We start from the raw sequence: 16,337 nt of genomic DNA on the forward strand, positions 1-16,337 counted from the left end.
TCCTCGGCAGGCCGTCAGCGCCGGTGGACGGGTTCTCCGTCCACGAAGGTCAGATCCACCCGGGCGCGGCCGATCTCCTCCGGTGGCAGGGCGAACGGGTCGCGGTCGAGCACCACGAGGTCGGCCGCCTTGCCCGGCTCCAACGACCCGGTCTCGGCGGCGAACCCGTTCGCCCGCGCCGCGCCCGCGGTGTGCGCGGTCAGCGCCGTCTCCAGCCGCAGCGCCTGCTCCGGCAGGAACGCCGAGGCCCCGCCCGGTTCCCGGCGGTTCACCGCGGCGTGCACCGCGGCGAGCGGATCGGGATCGGAGACCGGCCAGTCGCTGCCCGCGGCGAGCGGGGCGCCCGCTTCGTGCAGCGACCGGAACGGGTACTGGCGCGCGGCGCGCTCGGCACCGAGGCGCGGGATGGTCAGCTCCGTCATCGCCGCGTCGGGGACCGCCCAGGCCGGCTGGACGTTCGCGGTCACGCCGAGCTCCCGGAACCGCGGCACGTCGTTCGGGTGCACCACCTGCACGTGCGCGATCTGGTGGCGCAGCCCCGAACCCGGCGCGTCGGCGACCGCGTCCAGCGCCGCGCGCACCGCCCGGTCACCGACGGCGTGGAAGTGCACCGCGAAGTCCGCGGCGGCGAGCGCGGTGACGACCTCCCGCAGCTCGGCGTCCGGGAGGTGGGCCAGCCCGCGGCCCTGCTCGCCGAGGTAGGGAGCTTCCATGGCGGCGGTGCGGTTCTCGCACACCCCGTCCAGCATGACCTTCACGTGCTCGGCCCGGAACCGCGCGCCGCGCGCCCGACGCCGCCGCTCGACCAGCTCCGGGATCTGCTCCGCGCCGCGGCGGCGGTCCCACCACAGCGCGCCCTGCACCCGGGCGCGCAGCAACCCCGCGCGATCGAGTTCCCGGTAGGTGTCCAAGACGTCCGCGTGCCCCAGGTAGGCGCCGACGATCGCGTCCTGCCACCCGGTGACGCCGTGCGCGTGCAGCACCCGCTGGCCCTCCAGCAGCGCCGCGCGGTGCTCGCCGGGATCCGGGGCGGGCAGCGCGCGGGCCACCAGGTCGGCGGCGCCCTCGTGCAACGTCCCGGTGGGCCGGCCGCGCCCGTCCCGCTCGATCCAGCCGTCCGGGGGATCGGGGGTGTCCGCGCGCACTCCGGCGAGGCGCAGCGCGGCGGTGTTCGCCCAGGCGCTGTGCAGGTCGCGGTTGAGCAGGTACGCGGGCCGGTCCCCGGTCACCGCGTCCAGCTCGCCCGCGGTCGGCGCGCCACCGGGGAACAGCGGCGAGTCCCAGCCGCCGCCGAGCACCCAGCCAGCACCGCCGTGCGCGGCCACCGTCCGCAGGCACTCCGCTGCGCTCGTCGCCGCCGTGAGGTCGCAGCGCAGCCGCCGCAGCCCGCCGAACACCGGGTGCGCGTGCGCGTCCTGGAACCCGGGCAGCAGCAGCCGCCCGGACAACCGCACCACCTCGGTGCGGCTCGTGATCAGCGGCCGCACCGCCGGTTCGCCCAGCGCGAGGACGCGGCCCGCCCGCACGGCGAGCGCGTCGGTGCGCGAACCGCCAGCGTCCGAGGTGACGACCGGGCCGTCCACGAACGCCAGGTCGGCGCCCGTCAGCGATGCTCCTCGCCGGTGATCACCGAGACCGCGAGCTCCCGGTCGTGCTCGTCCACCTCCGGGACCTGGAACCCGGTGCCGCGGATGTGGTCGACCAGCGCCGCGTCCGGCGGGACCCCGTGCTTGCGCAGGTAGTAGCCGACCGCGCCGGGCCAGATCCACCGGCCGTCGGTGTGGAAGGTCAGCGGCACGTCGGCGGGAGCGGCGGGGTCGAGCTGGTCGGTGTCGTAGCTGCGCGCGGCCAGCACCACCGGCGCCCGGTCGAGGTAGTCGACGAGCCCGCGCAGCTCCGCGTCGTCGATCCCGGGCCGGTTTACCTGCGGGCGCCCGTCCTCGTCGACCGAGTCGAAGACCTCCGCGGTGCGCAGCGCGGGCGTGCGGGTGGCGCTGCCGGTCGCGTCCGGGATTCCCGCGCCCCGCGCGAGCCAGGCGGGGATGTTCGCGCCCGCGCGCGGGTAGGTGCGCAGCTCCGCGGCGAACTCCTCGGGCCGCGGCGTGCGGTTCCAGCCCGGCTCGTGGTCGCCGTTGAAGTCGACGCTGTAGCTGCTGGGCCGCTGCAGGCGGTAGAGGGCGCTGATCCAGGTCCCGCGGTCGGCCTCGTGCATGCCGTGGCGGAGGCGGGCGAACAGCCCCGCGACCGCGTCCGGGACCGCGAGCGGGATCAGGGTGCCGTTGGGGGCCAGCAGTTGCGCGGCGAGCTCGGCGTGCCCGCCCACGGCGCGGTACTCGACGGTGACCTCGCTCCACGCGGGGGGCATGGAGCGCAGCAGCACCCGGCCCACCTCCTGGATGAGGTTCTGCTGCGCCGCCTGGTCCAGCGCACCCGGCGGGTCCTGCGGATCCGGTCGGTGGGGCCCCTGCTCGGGGAGTCCCGGTTGGCTCATGCCTGCATCCTCCCAGCCCGTGCGCGGGCGGCGGAGCCGATTCCCCGAACTCGTGCGCGCCCGACGTCCTGCGTTCACCCGCGCGAAGCCGCGGGCGGACAACTGCCGCGCCCAGAGCTTAAGACCCCGGACGAGTGAGTGTCGGCGGCCAGCTGTCCCCTTCCCGGCGATCTCCGATTAGCCTGGTCAGCGGCTTGCCGACACATCACGGGCGGGTTTCGCCGTGAACTTCGGATGACGGCGCGAATGTCGGATACGACGATTGTTGACAATAAATCCAGCTCGGGTTTAGCTTCGATCCATCGCCGGCGAGACGTGGAGGTGACCATGCGGGCCCATGAGCACGGCCTTCCCCGTCCCCTCCGCTGGCTGGCTTCTTCATCGCTCTGGCTGCGACATTGAGGCTGATCACCGCTTGAGGCGGTGATCACGACGCGCAGCGCGTGCGGCCGGCCGAGCCGGGCCCCGCGGGACCAGTCCCTGAGCGGTGCTCGAACTCCCTCGCCGGAACACGCCCCTTCTGTAGGTAACTCTGGTGGGCGCCATCGAGGCGCCCATGCCATGCACTGCACTTGGGAGGAGGTTCGGCCGGTGGCACTCGTCGACTGCGACCCGCTGATGAGGGTGACCTGGACAGATCCGGTGACGGGGAAGAACGGGTTCCTCGTCGTGCACAGCCTGGTGTCAGGCCTGGCGACCGGCGGAACCCGGATGCGCGCCGGATGCACGATGTCGGAGGTGGAGGACCTGGCGCGGGGGATGGCCCGCAAGACCGCCGTGTTCGACCTGCCGGTCGGTGGCGCCAAGGGCGGCATCGACTGCGATCCCAAGGACCCGGAGGCGCACGGCGTGCTGCGCCGCTTCGTCGAGGCCATGCGCCCGTGGATCGACGCGCACTGGGTGACCGCCGAGGACCTGGGCGTGCCGCAGCACCTGATCGACGACGTGTTCGTCGAGGCCGGGCTGCAGCAGTCCTACCACGCGGCGATCCGCAGGGCGCCCGACGTGGAGCACACGCTGCGCCGGGTGCGGGCCGGGCTGAATGCGCCCGTTCCCGGCGGGCTGCTGCTCGGGGACGTGGTCGGCGGCTACGGCGTGGCGCAGTGCTGCCTCGGCGTGGTGCACGCCCGCGCCTGGGACCACGCGAGCACCACCGTCGCGGTGCAGGGCGTGGGGACCATGGGTGGCGGTGCCGCCTGGTACCTGCACGAGGCCGGGCTGAAGGTGGTCGCGGTGGCCGACGCCGCCGGATCGCTCTACCACCCGGACGGACTTGACGTGCCCGCGCTGCTGGAGGCCCGGGACCGGTTCGGCGAGATCGACCGCGACCAGGTGCCCGCGGACGTGCAGCGGCTGCCGCGGGACGCGGTGCTCTCGATCGACGTGGACGTGCTGATCCCGGCCGCGGTGTCCTACGCGATCACCCCGGAGCGGGTGGCCCAGGTCAACGCCAAGGTGATCATCGAGGCGGCCAACACGCCGATCACCGCCGAAGCGGAGCGGCAGCTGGCGGACCGCGGAGTGCCGGTGATCCCGGACTTCGTGGCGAACTCCGGCGCGGTCGCCTGGGCGTGGTGGCTGCTGCTGGGCCGGGTGGACGCCGACCCGGTGCTGTCGTTCAGCGTGCTCCGGGAGGAGATGCTGGCGAAGATCCCGCCGCTGCTGGCGGCCTGGGACGCCGACGGCACCACGCCGCGCACGGCCGCGCTGCGGCTCGCGGATTGGCAGACCGAGCAGAACAAGGTGGCGGAGGCCGAGGGGAGGCTGCTGGTCAGCATTCCGTAGGCTCACCGCATCGGACTGGAACGTGCGCGCCATCCCGGCTCCCGGGGTGGCGCGCACGCCCATTTCGGGGAAATCGTCGGAATGCGGATGGGCGTTACACCGGACTTCGGTCGCCACAACTTCGGGTGACAAGTGTGTGACAACCCGCTGTCGGGGTGCTAGCGTTGACCGCGGTTGCAGTTTTGGTTCCCAGAAGTACTAAAAAGTGCCTGCGAGACAAGTGTGGCGCAGGCGCTTTGTTGTGCCGGAGGCCGTTCGGCCCGGGTGATCATCTCGGCGACTTGGGGTTGACGCAGTGTCGGCCCTGGCCATCTGAAGTAGGAGTAAAGAGAATGGCTACCGGTACCGTTAAGTGGTTCAACGCTGAAAAGGGCTTCGGCTTCATCACCCCCGACGGGGGTGGATCCGATGTGTTCGCCCACTACAGTGCGATTGACGCCTCCGGTTTCCGCACGCTGGACGAGAACCAGCGCGTGGAGTTCGAGATCGCCCAGGGCCCGAAGGGTCCGCAAGCTTCGCAGATTCGCGGCATCGCCTGAGTCAAGCCGATAGCGAGAGGCCCACGCCTGCCAGGCGTGGGCCTCTCGCATGTTCGTCGTGGGCGCCGGCCGCGACGCGGTAGGCTGCCCACCCCGCTGAAGTCGATCTTTGCGAGGTTCCGGGTGTCCCTTCGTGTGTTCGTCGCCGGAGCCACCGGCGTGGTCGGTACGACGCTGCTGCCGAAGCTGCGGGAACGCGGGCACCACGTGACCGCGCTGCTGCGCACCGCCGGCCGCGCGCAGGGCGTGACCGGTGCCGACGAGGTCGTGGTGGCCGACGTGCTGGACCTGCCGCGGCTGCGCCAGGTGCTGCAGCGCGCGGAGCCGGACGTGGTGGTGGCGCAGGTGTCCGGCTTCCGCGGACCGGACTTCGACGACGCGCTGGCCCGCACCTCGCGGCTGTGGGAGCAGGGCACCGGGAACCTGGTCGAGGCGGCGGCCGATGCCGGGGTGCGCCGCGTGGTGGCGCAGAGCATGGTCGCCGCGTACTGCCCGAACGGCCACGACGTGCTGGACGAGGACTCGCCGCTGTGGATCGACGCCCCGGGGCGCTGGGGCGAGGTGGTGCGGGCGGTGGCCGACATGGAGCGCGCGGTCGTGGAGCGCACCGACCTGGAGGGCGTGGTGCTGCGCTACGGCTCCCTGTACGGGCCGGACACCTGGTACGCGCCGGGCGGACTGGTGCACGAGCAGGTCCGGGGCAGCGCGCTGCCGCTGGTCGTGGACGGGGTCGGGCTCACCTCGTTCACCCATGTGGAGGACGCGGCCAGCGCCGTCGTGGAAGTGCTGGAGGCGGGGGAGACCGGCACCTACAACGTGGTGGACAACGAACCCGCGGAATACGCCGAGTGGTTACCGGCGTACGCCCGGATGATCGGGGGCCCGGCGCCGTTGTCGCTGACGTTGGACCAGGCCAGGGCACAGCTGGATTGGCTCACCGTGCACCGGCTGACCGAACAGCGGGGGGCGACGAATTTCCGGCTCCGGGAGACGTTGGGCTGGCGTCCGGGATGGCCCAGTTGGCGTGAGGGATTCGCGACGATGTTCGGCCTCTGGCCGGGCTGAGCGCCGGGGCGAGTTCGCACTGGAAATGGCGAGTTGCTTTCGCGCGTCCGGTGGCGCGGAAAGGGCGGGTCGCTCGTTCCAGGCGGTGCAGGTGATCGTGGTTAAGCTACCGGGTGCCGGAATGGTGCGGGGCAAGTTCTAGGAACTTTCCGAAAAGAACTTGACCTCCGTATCGGGTGCGACTAATGGGTCCGCAACGCGCCGCGCCCCGGAATCCGGCATTCGTCGTGATCGGCGCGCGGCGCGCAGGGATCCCGTCAGTCGCGTTCGTAGTCCTCCTCATCGGGGACCACCAGCTGCTGGTCCGCGAGATCGGCCGGATCGGCCTCCGCGGACGATTCGGCGGGGACGGTGAGGTCCTCGCCCGCGGTGTCCTCGGCGGGACGGTTCTGATCGGCTGCGTCGGCTTCCGGAGTCTCGGAGTTCACGGCGCTCCTTCCGCGGATCGGGCTTCTCGACGCCACCGTATCGGTCCCGGCCGCGTTCAGCCCCCGAGCGGCGGGAAGTCCGGCCGGCGCCGCTCGTGGAAGCTGCGCACCCCCTCGCGCACGTCGGGGCGGCCGAAGGCGGTGACCATCCGGTTGCTCGCGTCGGCCCGGGCCGTCTCCAGTCCGCTGTCCAGGCCGGAGTAGATCTGCTCCTTGATGTCGGCCAGCGACGCGGGGGAGCACTCGGTGGCCAGCACGTGCGCGTACTCCAGCGCCGCCGCCAGCACCTCCGAGGCGGGCAGCACCCGGTCCACCAGTCCCATCCGGTGCGCCTCGGTGCCCGGCAGGGTCCGGGCCGAGAGCATCAGGTCCAGCGCGGCACCCGCGCCGACCAGCTTCGGCAGCAACCAGGAGATGCCGTGCTCGGCGACCAGCCCGCGCCTGCTGAACGCGGTGGTGAACTTGGCGTCCTCAGCCGCGAAGCGCACGTCCGCGAACAGGGCCGCGACCAGGCCGATCCCGGCGACCGGCCCGTTGATCGCGGCGATGATGGGTTTGCGGATCCGGATCGACAGCGAGATCGCCCGCTCGTCGACGTCCGGCTCGGGGGTGTCACCCAGCGCGGAGAGGTCCGTGCCCGCGCAGAACCCGCGCCCGGCACCGGTGACGACCACCGCGCGCACGGACGGGTCGGCGTCGGCTTCCTCCAGCAGGTCGAAGTAGCGCCGCCGCATGCTCGGCGTCCACGCGTTGAGCCGGTCCGGCCGGTTGAAGGTCAGCAGCAGCACCGCATCCCGGTGCTCGACCAGGATCTCGTCGTCCTCCGGCACCTGATCACCTCCGTGGCGAGTGCTTTCGGAAACTACCGAGCCGCACCAGGGGGTTCAACCGGCGATCGAGCGACCCGGACGGGCGAGCAGAGATCACCACCCGTGATCGCCCCGGCGCGGATGAGATGCTCGGTCTCCGCGGTCGCCGACCACGTCGCGCCTGATGAAGTCGTGCAGGACCTGCCGCATCCGCGGGACCGAACGTTCCGGGCGGCCGGTGAGGACTCCGATGCCGAGTCCGTCGATCAGGGCGGTCAAGCGCACCGCGAGCTCCTCGGCGTCACCGCCGGTGAACACGCCCTGCCGCTGGCCCTGCCGGATGGTTCGCGCGATCGTGTCGTGCCACCGGGTGTAGGAATCGCCGTGCAACCCGCGCAGCTCGGGGCGCAGCGCGCTCTCGTTCCACACCTGCAACCAGATCGACCACTCGCGGCGCAGCTCCGGGGAGCCGGGCAGCTGGAGCTCCACCAGGCGCAGCAGCCGCCGGTGCGCGTCGTCGATGCTGTGCAGCTCGGCGACCTGCCGGTCGAAGGCCTGGCGCACCGAGTGCCGCAGCGCCTCGGTCAGCAGGTCGTCGCGACCCGGGAAGTGGTAGTGGATCGCGGCCGCGCTCACCCCGCACGCCTCGGCGATGTCGGCGACCCGCACCGAGTGGTAACCGCGCTCGGCGATGAGCTCCCAGGCCGCGTCGAGGATCTGCTGGTAGCGGTCGCCGCCGGACCGTTCCGGTGGGCGTGCCGCCCGCCGCGGTGCCGCGGCCACCGTCTCCGCGTCGTCCTGGCCGTTGATCAGCCAGTTCACCGTCACCTGGCCGAGCTCGGCGATGCGGGTGAGCTCGACCGGCGTGAACCGCCGGACCCCGCTCAGCGACTTGGACAGCTTGCTGGCGTCCAGCCCGATCCGGTCGGCGAACTCCCGGTGGCTGCCCTGGTGCGCGGCCACCACCTCGCGAACCCTGGCGCGCAAGGCGGCGGGTCCGGCGTCTTCGGGCGGTTCGGAGGTCATCGTCTCGTGCGGTCGTGGGTCGGGGGAGCAGGCGCGGCGCGCGGGCAGGACGCTACCAGCGCCGCGGAAACCCTCGAACTGCGTGCGCGGCGGTTCCGGACGGTGACCGGGGACCGTTCCTTAGCACCTCACGGTCCGCGTGATCGGCCCCCCTCAGCCGAGACGAGCCGTCGGTGCACCGTCAGGATGTGGGAATGACGGGAACTACCGCCTCGACGACGACGCAGCGGTGGCAGGCGCTGGGGGTGTGCCTGCTGGCGGGATTCATGACCCTCCTCGACGTCAGCATCGTCAACGTCGCGCTGCCGTCCATGCAGCAGGGGCTGGACGCCCCGCCGGTGGCGCTGGGCTGGGTGGTGTCCGGCTACGCGTTGACCTTCGGGCTGGTGCTGGTGCCCGCCGGGCGGCTCGGCGACGACCGCGGGCGCAGCCGGATGTTCGTGCTCTCGCTGCTGCTGTTCACCGCGGCCAGCGCGGCCGCCGGCTTCGCGCCGTCGGCCCTCTGGCTGGTGGCCGCCCGGCTGGTGCAGGGCGTCGCGGGCGGCATGCTCAACCCGCAGGTGCTGGGCCTGATCCAGCAGCTGTTCCAGGGCCCCGAACGGGCGAAGGCCTTCGGCATGTTCGGCGCGGTCATCGGCGTGTCCACCGCGATCGGCCCGCTGCTGGGCGGGCTCATCATCGAGTTCGCGGGGAGCGAGCAGGGCTGGCGCTGGGTGTTCTTCGTGAACGTGCCGATCGGGCTGTTCGCGCTGGCGTTCGCCGCGAAGGTGCTGCCGAAGGACGAGGTGGAGGAAGGGCCGCGCAGCCTCGACCTGGTCGGGGTGCTGCTGCTGGCCGGGGCGTTGCTGGCGGTGCTGCTGCCGCTCATCCAGCAGGAGAGCGGGGCGGGCACGCCGTGGTACTTGCTGGGCGCGGCGCCGGTGCTGCTGGTGCTGTTCGTGCTGTGGGAGCGGTACTACCGCGGCCGCGGCCGGGAACCGCTGGTGGATCTGGGGCTGTTCAGCATCCGCAGCTACAGCTTCGGCACCGCGCTGGGGATGCTGTACTTCGCCGGGTTCACCAGCATCTTCTTCGTGCTGGCCCTGTACTTCCAGCGCGGGCTGGGGTATTCGCCGCTGCAGGCGGGGCTGGCGATGACGCCGTTCGCGATCGGTTCCGCCACGTCCTCGGCGTTGAGCGGGCGGCTGGTGAACAGGTTCGGCCGGTCGCTGGTGGTGCTGGGGCTGGTGGGGGCGCTGGCGGGGCTGGTGGTGACCGATCTGCTGCTGTCGACGGGGCCGGGGGCGGCCGCGGGCCTGGTGGTGGCGGCACCGCTGCTGCTGGCCGGGGTCGGCAGCGGGCTGGTCATCTCGCCGAACCAGACCGTCACGCTCTCCAAGGTGGACGCGGCCCGGGGCGGGACCGCGGCGGGCGTGCAGCAGACGGGGCAGCGGCTCGGCACGGCCATCGGTACCGCCACCGCGTCCGGGTTGTTCTTCGGCGCGATCGCCACCGGCGGCTACGACGCGGCGATCTCGATCGGGCTGCTCGTCGCGGTCGGGTTCGTGACGCTGGCGCTGCTGCTGGCGGTGGCCGAGCAGCTCATCCTGACTCGGCGTCGCTGACCGGTTCGGCGGTGGCCAGCCGGGACTTGCGGTAGCCGTAGAGCAGGTAGATCGCCAGGCCGACCACGAGCCACACGGCGAACCGCAGCCAGGTCAGCACGCTCAGGTTCGACATCAGGTACAGGCAGGCGACGGCGGTCAGCACGGGCAGCACCGGGGACCACGGCATCCGGAACGGGCGCGGCAGGTCCGGTTCGCGGCGGCGCAGCACCGGGATCGCGATGGCCACGATGACGAAACCGGACAGCGCGCCGATGCTGACCATGTCGGCGAGCTCGGAGATCGGGATGAACCCGCCGAGCAGCATCACCAGCACCGCGCCGCCGATCGTCACCCGGTGCGGGGTCCCCCACTTCCGGTGCACCTGGGAGAGCTTCGGCGGCAGCAGCCCGTCCCGGCTCATCGCGAACCCGATCCGGCCGATGGTCACCAGCTCCACCATCATCACCGAGGTCAGGCCGGTGACGGCGCCGAGCGCGATGAGCGCGGCGACCCAGTGCGCGCCGACCGAGTGGAAGGCGGCGGCCAGCGGTGCGGCCTCGTCGATCTGCCGGTAGTCGACCATCGCGCTGAGCACGAGCGCCACCAGCACGTACAGCACGGTGCACACGATCAGGCTGCCGAGCAGGCCCACCGGCAGGTCCCGCTTGGGCCGCTTGGTCTCCTCGCCGAGGTTGGCCAGCGCTTCGAAACCGGTGTAGGCGAAGAAGACGATCGCGGCCGCGGTGAGCACCCCGCCGAACCCGTACATCGACTGCTCCATGCCGAGCGCCGCGGACACCAGCGGCTGCTCCAGCACGCTCGCGCCCTGCTCGGCGGGCTGCGCGGGCGGCACGAACGGGGTGAGGTTCGCGCCGGTGAAGAAGAACAACCCGGCGATGACGACCAGCACGCAGACCGACACCTTGACCACGACCAGCACGTTGGTCAGCCAGGACGACTCGCGGATGCCGAGCACGGCGACGATGGTGAGCACGCCGATGATGAGGACGGCGCCGACGTTGACCGTCGCCTCCTCGCCGAACCACTCCGGTGGCAGCCCGAGCAGGCTGGAGACGTAGCCCGACCAGCTGCGGGACACCACCGCGGCGCCGAGCGCGAACTCCAGCAGCAGGTCCCAGCCGATGATCCAGGCGAAGATCTCGCCGAGCGTCGCGTACCCGTAGGTGTAGGCGCTGCCCGCCGTCGGCACCGCCGCGGCCAGCTCGGCGTAGCAGAGCGCGGCCTGCGCGGCGACCACGCCGCCGATCAGGAACGCCACCACCACCGCGGGCCCGGCGTGCTCCTTGGCCTCGACGCCCGCCAGCGTGAAGACACCGGTCCCGATGATGATGCCGATGCCGAAGCCGACGAGGTCGACACCGGACAGCCGCCGCGCGAGGCCGCTGCGTTCGGTGCGGTCCAGCACGTGCTGGACGGGAAGAGTTCGCAGAACACCCACGGGCAGCACGGTAGAAGCTCGCCGAGGGGAAAGCGAAACATCCGGCGCGGCGTGATGGACCTGGTACCGGAGTGGGACCGATCGGCGCAGCGCGGCGACCCGTGCGGGCCAGCGGCTGCGCCGATCGGGGGGGCTCAGGCCACGACCTGGGTGGTGTCCCGGTCCCACACCCGGTGCCCGGCGAGCACCGCGGCGAACTCCTCGACGAACTCGGCGGGCAGCCCCGCGCCGCCGGGCACCGCGGTCACCACGCCCTGGTCGCTGACCACGTTGTCGCCCTCGCCGGCGTGCCGCACGAAGTCCAGCCCGGCGCGTTGCAGCAGGGCGAGCCCCTCGTCGCTGGCGCCGACCGGCTTGGCGTGCTTGAACGCCTCCGCCACGAAGTGCGCCGCGTAGCCGTCCTTGGACAGCGCCTGCACGCTGTCGGTGCCCCCGGGCACGATCACCGCGTCGTAGAGCGCGGAGGACACCGTGGGGATCGCGCGGTCCACCTCGACCTGGCTCTCGTCGGCGCCGCGCACGCTGCCGTCGCGGGTGCCGAGCACCTCCGCGATCGCGCCGCGCTCGGCGAAGCCGTCGCGCAGCTGCGCCACCTCCGCCTGGTCCACCCCGTCGGAGACGAGCAGCGCGATGGTGCGGGTGGCGATGGTGTCCTGCACCGAGTTCGCCTGGCTCAGCGCGGGGGAGCGGTCGTCGTGGCCCGGACCGGCCGCGGCCTCGGGCGGGGTCACACCGATCCCCTCGGCGACGGCGACGGCGAGGTCGTGGTCGATGCGGTTGATCTGCGCGACCGCGCCCTCCCGCACGTGCACGTGCTCGACCTTGCCGAGCTCGAAGCGGAACGCGGCGATGATGTGCTCCCGCTCCCACCAGGCCATGCTGTTCCAGAACAGCCGCGCCTGGGTGTAGTGGTCCTGGAAGCTGTCGCTGCGCTTGCGGATCTTCGCGCCTTCCACCTTCTCCTGGTAGTGCTGGAAGGCGCCCTCGTCGGCCCCGGCGAGCACCGGGCAGCCGCCGCCGAGGCTGTTGTTCGAGTAGCTGGCCTGCCCGCGGTGGATCCGCTGCTGCTGGAAGCCGTCGCGCTGGTTCGTGGAGACCTCCGCGACCGGCCGGTTCACCGGGATGTGCGCGAAGTTCGGCCCGCCGAGCCGGATCAGCTGGGTGTCCAGGTAGGAGAAGTTCCGCGCCTGCAGCAGCGGGTCGTTCGTGAAGTCGATGCCGGGCACCACGTTCGCGGTGTGGAAGGCGACCTGCTCGGTCTCGGCGAAGAAGTTGTCCGGGTTGCGGTCCAGCACCATCCGGCCGACCGGGCGCACCGGCACCTGCTCCTCCGGGATGATCTTCGTGGCGTCGAGCAGGTCGAAGTCGAAGTCGTGCTCCCGGGACTCCTCGACCAGCTGCACGCCCAGCTCCCACTCGGGGAAGTTGCCTGCCTCGATGGCGTCCCACAGGTCGCGGCGGTTGAAGTCGGGATCCTTGCCCTGCACCTGCTGGCACTCCTCCCACACCAGCGAGTGGGTGCCCAGCTTCGGCTTCCAGTGGAACTTCACGAACGTGCCGGTGCCCGCGGCGTTGACGAACCGGAACGTGTGCACGCCGAAGCCCTGCATCATGCGGTAGCTGCGCGGCAGCGCCCGGTCCGACATCAGCCACATGATCATGTGCAGCGTCTCGGGCTGCAGCTGCACGAAGTCCCACAGCGTGTCGTGCGCGGACTGCGCCTGCGGGATCTCGTTGTGCGGCTCCGGTTTCACCGCGTGCACGAAGTCGGGGAACTTGATGCCGTCCTGGATGAAGAACACCGGCATGTTGTTGCCGACCAGGTCGTAGTTCCCCTCCGCGGTGTAGAACTTCGTGGCGAAGCCGCGCACGTCGCGAACCGTGTCCGCCGAGCCGCGCGAACCCGCGACCGTGGAGAAGCGGACGAACACCGGGGTGCGCCGCTGCGGATCGGTGAGGAATTTCGCCGCCGTGTGGTCGGCGAGCGAGGAGTCGTAGGCCTCGAAGTAGCCGTAGGCGCCCGCGCCGCGCGCGTGCACCACCCGTTCCGGGATGCGTTCGTGGTCGAAGTGGGTGATCTTCTCCCGCGCGTGGAAGTCCTCCAGCAAGGTGGGTCCGCGCGCGCCCGCGGTCAGCGAGTCGTCGGTGTGGCCGACGCGGACGCCCTGCTGGGTGGTCAGGTAGGTGTCCTGCGGGTCGTGCCGCACTTCGTCGAGCTGGTCCTGCTTGTCGCGGTGAGAAGTCATGCCAGGCCTCCGGGAACGGTTGGTCCGTGCCCGATGGGTGCCCGCCCGGGCGGACCGGCATGCATCCGTCGCGGCGTCAGCCGAAGAACGGCAGCTGGTGGATGATCTCCGGGGCCGCCGCCAGCACCAGGAAGTGGATGGCGCGGCCGGCCAGGCTCACGCCGAGGAAGCCCAGCAGCGGCAACCCCGCCGCGCCGGAGAGGAAGCACAGCACGGTGAACGGCGGGAAGCTCGCCACCGCGCTCACGAACAGCACGCCCAGCCCCCACCACGGGTGCTGCTCGGTGCGGGCGTGGAACTTCTCCAGCCACGCCGCCCAGCGGCCGCCCTTGCGCGCCTCGGCCATCCGGCCGAGCCGGGTGCCGAGGCTGAACCCGCCCCGGCCCGCCAGGTAGAACAGCGTCTTGCCGGTCATCTGCCCGACCGCGGCGGCCAGCGCCAGCGCCCACCAGTTCAGCCCGTCCACGGTGGTGAGCACGCCGACGAGGTACAGCTCGATGTTGGCCAGCGGGAACACGCTGCCCAGCAGCGCGGTGCCCGCCGTGGCCAGCAGCCACCCGATCATCGCGGGAGCCCCGAGGTGGGTGCGCGCCTGCTGCCGAGGCGGGGGCGAGCGGGCATCGGGACGTACTCCACGGAATTCGGGCGGGGGACGGAACTCGGGCGGGGGCCGGACCTCGGGCGGGGACGGACCTCGAACGGGGGAACGGGCCGACCTTACCGGGCGGCGGATCGGCGCCGGTCAGCCCGGTTCGTCGGCGTCCGGGTTCCAGGACAACAACCGGACCCGGCTGACCGTGCGCAGGTGCCTGCGCATCGCGGCGGCCGCGGCCCGCGGCTGCCCGGCGCGGATGGCCTCGGCGATGCGCTCGTGCTGGGCCAGCGACTTCGGCGGGCGGTGCGGCTGGCGCAGCGATTCCTGGCGGCTTTCGGCGATCTCGGTGGCGATGGTGCGCATGAACTCGGCGAGCATCGAGCTGTGCGCGGCGGCGGTGACGGCCGCGTGGAACCGGCGGTCGCCTTCCCCGCCGAGTTCGCCGCGCTCCACCTGGGCGCGCATGTCGGCCAGCGCCGCGTCGATCTCGGCGAGGTCGGCGGTGGTGCGGCGTTCGGCGGCGAGCTCCGCGAGCTTGGTCTCCAGCCCTTCGCGGGCGTCGAGCACGTCCGGCAGCCGGTCGCGGCGGGCCACCAGCTCGTCCACCGGTTCGCCGTCCAGCTCGCGGCGCGCCAGGTAGGTCCCGCCCCCGTGGCGGACTTCGACGAGGCCCTGCACCTCCAGCACCACGATGGCCTGGCGCACGGAGGCGCGGCTGACCCCGAGACGTTCGGCGAGTTCGCGCTCCGGCGGCAACCGGTCGCCCACGTCCAGGCCGGAGGCGGCGACGTGCTCGCGCAGGCGCAGCACGACCTGCTCGTAGAGCCTCGGCCTGGTCAGCGGCCGCAGCGCGTCGGACACCGGCGCCTCCCTCCCGCTTCGGCGCGGAACGGCCAGGTTAGCACCGGGAAAGCGGTCCAGTGGTCCGCGCACCGGACCACTTCGGGTCTTGACGCTCCGGGGGTGCCGGCGCACAGTGGTCCAGCCAGTGAACCACTGTGTCCGGGCTCACCCGAGGCGCATGGACGGTGAGGAGACAACGGTGTCGCCCGAGCTGATATCCATCTACGCGCTCGTGGCCTGCTTCGTGCTGGCCACGACAATGTCGGTGAACATGGGGGTGCTGTCGTTCGCCGCGGCCTTCGCCGTCGGCAAGCTCGTCGGCGGCCTGTCCGACGACGACATCTTCGCCGGGTTCCCCGGCGACATCTTCGTGGTGCTCGTCGGCGTCACCTACCTGTTCGCGATCGCCCGCGCCAACGGCACCACCGACTGGCTGGTGCACTGGGCGGTGCGGCTGGTCGGCGGCAGGCTCGTGGTGATCCCGTGGGTCATGTTCGGCATCGCGGCGCTGCTCACCGCCATCGGTGCGGTCAGCCCCGCGGCCTGCGCGATCATCGCGCCGATCGCGCTGAACCTCGCCGCCCGGCACGGCATCAACCCGCTGCTGATGGGGGCGATGGTCGTGCACGGCGCGCAGGCCGGCGGCTTCTCGCCGATCAGCGTCTACGGCGTCATCGTCAACGGGGTCGTCGCCGACAACGCGCTGCCCGGTAGCCCGCTGGTGCTGTTCCTGGGCAGCTTCGCGCTGAACCTGGTGATCGCGGGCGTGGTGTTCGTCGTGTTCGGCGGGCTGCGCACCGCGCGGGCCGGTTCGCAGCCGGACGACGCCGCCGACGAACCGGAGGTGCTGCGCCTGGACCGGGACCGGGTGCTGACGCTGCTCGGACTCGCCTCGCTGGTGGTGTGCACGCTGGTGTTCGAGCTCGACGCGGGCCTGGTCGCGATGACGGTCGCGGTGGTGCTGACCGTGCTGTCGCCGAAGGTCGCCGCGAACGCGCCCGCCGAGGTCACCTGGCCGACGGTGCTGCTGATCTGCGGCGTGCTCACCTACGTCGGGGTGCTGCAGGAGATGGGCACGATCGACTACGTGGGCCACGCCGTCGCCGGGGTCGGGCTGCCGCTGCTGGCGGCGCTGCTGCTGTGCTACATCGGCGGCGTCGTGTCGGCGTTCGCCTCCTCGGTCGGGCTGATGGGCGCGCTGATCCCGCTGGCGGTGCCGTTCCTGGCGACCGGCACGATCGGGCCGATCGGCGTGGTGACGGCGCTGGCGGTGTCGGCGACGCTGGTGGACGTCAGCCCGTTCTCCACCAACGGCGCGATCGTGCTGGCCAACGCCAAGGGCGTGGACCGCGAGGTGTTCTTCCGCCGCCTGATGGTCTACGGCGGGGTGGTGGTCGCGGTGGGCCCGCTGCTGGCGTGGCTCGTGTTCGTCGTCCCCGGACTGGGGTGACATGGAACCGGAGGT

At 72.1% G+C, this 16,337-nt stretch carries 14 protein-coding genes; 5 read left to right on the top strand and 9 right to left on the bottom strand.

Going from position 1 to position 16,337, the window contains the following annotated elements:
* Nucleotides 1–14: 14 nt before the first annotated feature.
* Together H1226_RS12805 and H1226_RS12810 are read right to left on the bottom strand one after the other, a co-directional pair.
* The gene (locus H1226_RS12805) at nucleotides 15–1,583 is read right to left on the bottom strand and encodes an amidohydrolase (RefSeq protein ID WP_258349195.1); all 1,569 of its coding nucleotides are present in this window, start codon (nucleotides 1,581–1,583) and stop codon (nucleotides 15–17) included.
* A gap of 20 nt (nucleotides 1,584–1,603) precedes the next feature.
* Nucleotides 1,604–2,491, bottom strand: coding sequence for a hypothetical protein (locus tag H1226_RS12810; protein ID WP_258349196.1), 888 nt, complete (start codon nucleotides 2,489–2,491; stop codon nucleotides 1,604–1,606).
* Nucleotides 2,492–3,052: 561 nt separating this feature from the next.
* On the opposite strand from H1226_RS12810, the gene H1226_RS12815 reads away from it, so the two are divergent.
* The 3 genes from H1226_RS12815 to H1226_RS12825 all read left to right on the top strand — a co-directional run bounded on the left by H1226_RS12815 (nucleotide 3,053) and on the right by H1226_RS12825 (nucleotide 5,880).
* The gene (locus tag H1226_RS12815; RefSeq protein WP_258349197.1) at nucleotides 3,053–4,276 is read left to right on the top strand and encodes a Glu/Leu/Phe/Val dehydrogenase dimerization domain-containing protein; all 1,224 of its coding nucleotides are present in this window, start codon (nucleotides 3,053–3,055) and stop codon (nucleotides 4,274–4,276) included.
* Between the two features lie 332 nt (nucleotides 4,277–4,608).
* On the top strand, nucleotides 4,609–4,815 hold the full coding sequence (locus tag H1226_RS12820; RefSeq protein ID WP_224958093.1) for a cold-shock protein: 207 nt from the start codon (nucleotides 4,609–4,611) through the stop codon (nucleotides 4,813–4,815).
* Nucleotides 4,816–4,938: 123 nt separating this feature from the next.
* Nucleotides 4,939–5,880, top strand: a complete 942-nt coding sequence (locus tag H1226_RS12825; RefSeq protein WP_224958091.1) for an NAD-dependent epimerase/dehydratase family protein — start codon at nucleotides 4,939–4,941, stop codon at nucleotides 5,878–5,880.
* Between the two features lie 257 nt (nucleotides 5,881–6,137).
* On the opposite strand, the gene H1226_RS12830 is transcribed toward H1226_RS12825, so the two are convergent.
* The 3 genes from H1226_RS12830 to H1226_RS12840 all read right to left on the bottom strand — a co-directional run bounded on the left by H1226_RS12830 (nucleotide 6,138) and on the right by H1226_RS12840 (nucleotide 8,143).
* Nucleotides 6,138–6,308: a hypothetical protein gene (locus H1226_RS12830; protein ID WP_258349198.1), complete on the bottom strand. Its 171-nt coding sequence runs from the start codon at nucleotides 6,306–6,308 to the stop codon at nucleotides 6,138–6,140.
* A gap of 56 nt (nucleotides 6,309–6,364) precedes the next feature.
* Nucleotides 6,365–7,138 (bottom strand): enoyl-CoA hydratase-related protein, encoded by a 774-nt coding sequence (locus H1226_RS12835; protein ID WP_224966166.1) that lies wholly within the window; start codon nucleotides 7,136–7,138, stop codon nucleotides 6,365–6,367.
* A gap of 93 nt (nucleotides 7,139–7,231) precedes the next feature.
* A complete protein-coding gene (locus H1226_RS12840) occupies nucleotides 7,232–8,143 on the bottom strand; it encodes a TetR family transcriptional regulator C-terminal domain-containing protein (RefSeq protein WP_258349199.1) in 912 nt (303 codons plus the stop codon).
* Between the two features lie 194 nt (nucleotides 8,144–8,337).
* Here H1226_RS12840 and H1226_RS12845 point away from each other — a divergent pair, with 194 nt between their 5' ends.
* The gene (locus tag H1226_RS12845) at nucleotides 8,338–9,747 is read left to right on the top strand and encodes an MFS transporter (RefSeq protein WP_258349200.1); all 1,410 of its coding nucleotides are present in this window, start codon (nucleotides 8,338–8,340) and stop codon (nucleotides 9,745–9,747) included.
* On the opposite strand, the gene H1226_RS12850 is transcribed toward H1226_RS12845, so the two are convergent.
* The 4 genes from H1226_RS12850 to H1226_RS12865 form a co-directional block, all read right to left on the bottom strand.
* Nucleotides 9,725–11,188: an amino acid permease gene (locus tag H1226_RS12850; RefSeq protein ID WP_258349201.1), complete on the bottom strand. Its 1,464-nt coding sequence runs from the start codon at nucleotides 11,186–11,188 to the stop codon at nucleotides 9,725–9,727. The two genes, H1226_RS12845 and H1226_RS12850, sit on opposite strands and share 23 nt — an antisense overlap.
* 134 nt (nucleotides 11,189–11,322) lie before the next feature.
* A complete protein-coding gene (locus tag H1226_RS12855; RefSeq protein WP_258349202.1) occupies nucleotides 11,323–13,434 on the bottom strand; it encodes a catalase in 2,112 nt (703 codons plus the stop codon).
* A 76-nt stretch (nucleotides 13,435–13,510) separates the two neighbouring features.
* Nucleotides 13,511–13,999, bottom strand: a complete 489-nt coding sequence (locus tag H1226_RS12860; protein ID WP_224958077.1) for a VTT domain-containing protein — start codon at nucleotides 13,997–13,999, stop codon at nucleotides 13,511–13,513.
* 177 nt (nucleotides 14,000–14,176) lie between these two features.
* Nucleotides 14,177–14,890, bottom strand: coding sequence for a FadR/GntR family transcriptional regulator (locus H1226_RS12865; protein WP_224958075.1), 714 nt, complete (start codon nucleotides 14,888–14,890; stop codon nucleotides 14,177–14,179).
* Nucleotides 14,891–15,071: 181 nt separating this feature from the next.
* On the opposite strand from H1226_RS12865, the gene H1226_RS12870 reads away from it, so the two are divergent.
* Nucleotides 15,072–16,322, top strand: coding sequence for an SLC13 family permease (locus H1226_RS12870; protein ID WP_258349203.1), 1,251 nt, complete (start codon nucleotides 15,072–15,074; stop codon nucleotides 16,320–16,322).
* Nucleotides 16,323–16,337: the final 15 nt, after the last annotated feature.

The organism is Saccharopolyspora gregorii (genome assembly GCF_024734405.1).
Taxonomy (GTDB): Bacteria; Actinomycetota; Actinomycetes; order Mycobacteriales; family Pseudonocardiaceae; genus Saccharopolyspora_C; species Saccharopolyspora_C gregorii.

Excerpts from the sequence above, each read along its gene's own strand:
- H1226_RS12810 (WP_258349196.1), bottom strand. The coding sequence starts at position 2,491 with ATGAGCCAACCGGGACTCCCCGAGCAGGGGCCCCACCGACCGGATCCG.
- H1226_RS12815 (WP_258349197.1), top strand. The coding sequence starts at position 3,053 with ATGCACTGCACTTGGGAGGAGGTTCGGCCGGTGGCACTCGTCGACTGC.
- H1226_RS12820 (WP_224958093.1), top strand. The coding sequence starts at position 4,609 with ATGGCTACCGGTACCGTTAAGTGGTTCAACGCTGAAAAGGGCTTCGGC.
- H1226_RS12840 (WP_258349199.1), bottom strand. The coding sequence starts at position 8,143 with ATGACCTCCGAACCGCCCGAAGACGCCGGACCCGCCGCCTTGCGCGCC.
- H1226_RS12845 (WP_258349200.1), top strand. The coding sequence starts at position 8,338 with ATGACGGGAACTACCGCCTCGACGACGACGCAGCGGTGGCAGGCGCTG.
- H1226_RS12855 (WP_258349202.1), bottom strand. The coding sequence starts at position 13,434 with ATGACTTCTCACCGCGACAAGCAGGACCAGCTCGACGAAGTGCGGCAC.
- H1226_RS12860 (WP_224958077.1), bottom strand. The coding sequence starts at position 13,999 with ATGATCGGGTGGCTGCTGGCCACGGCGGGCACCGCGCTGCTGGGCAGC.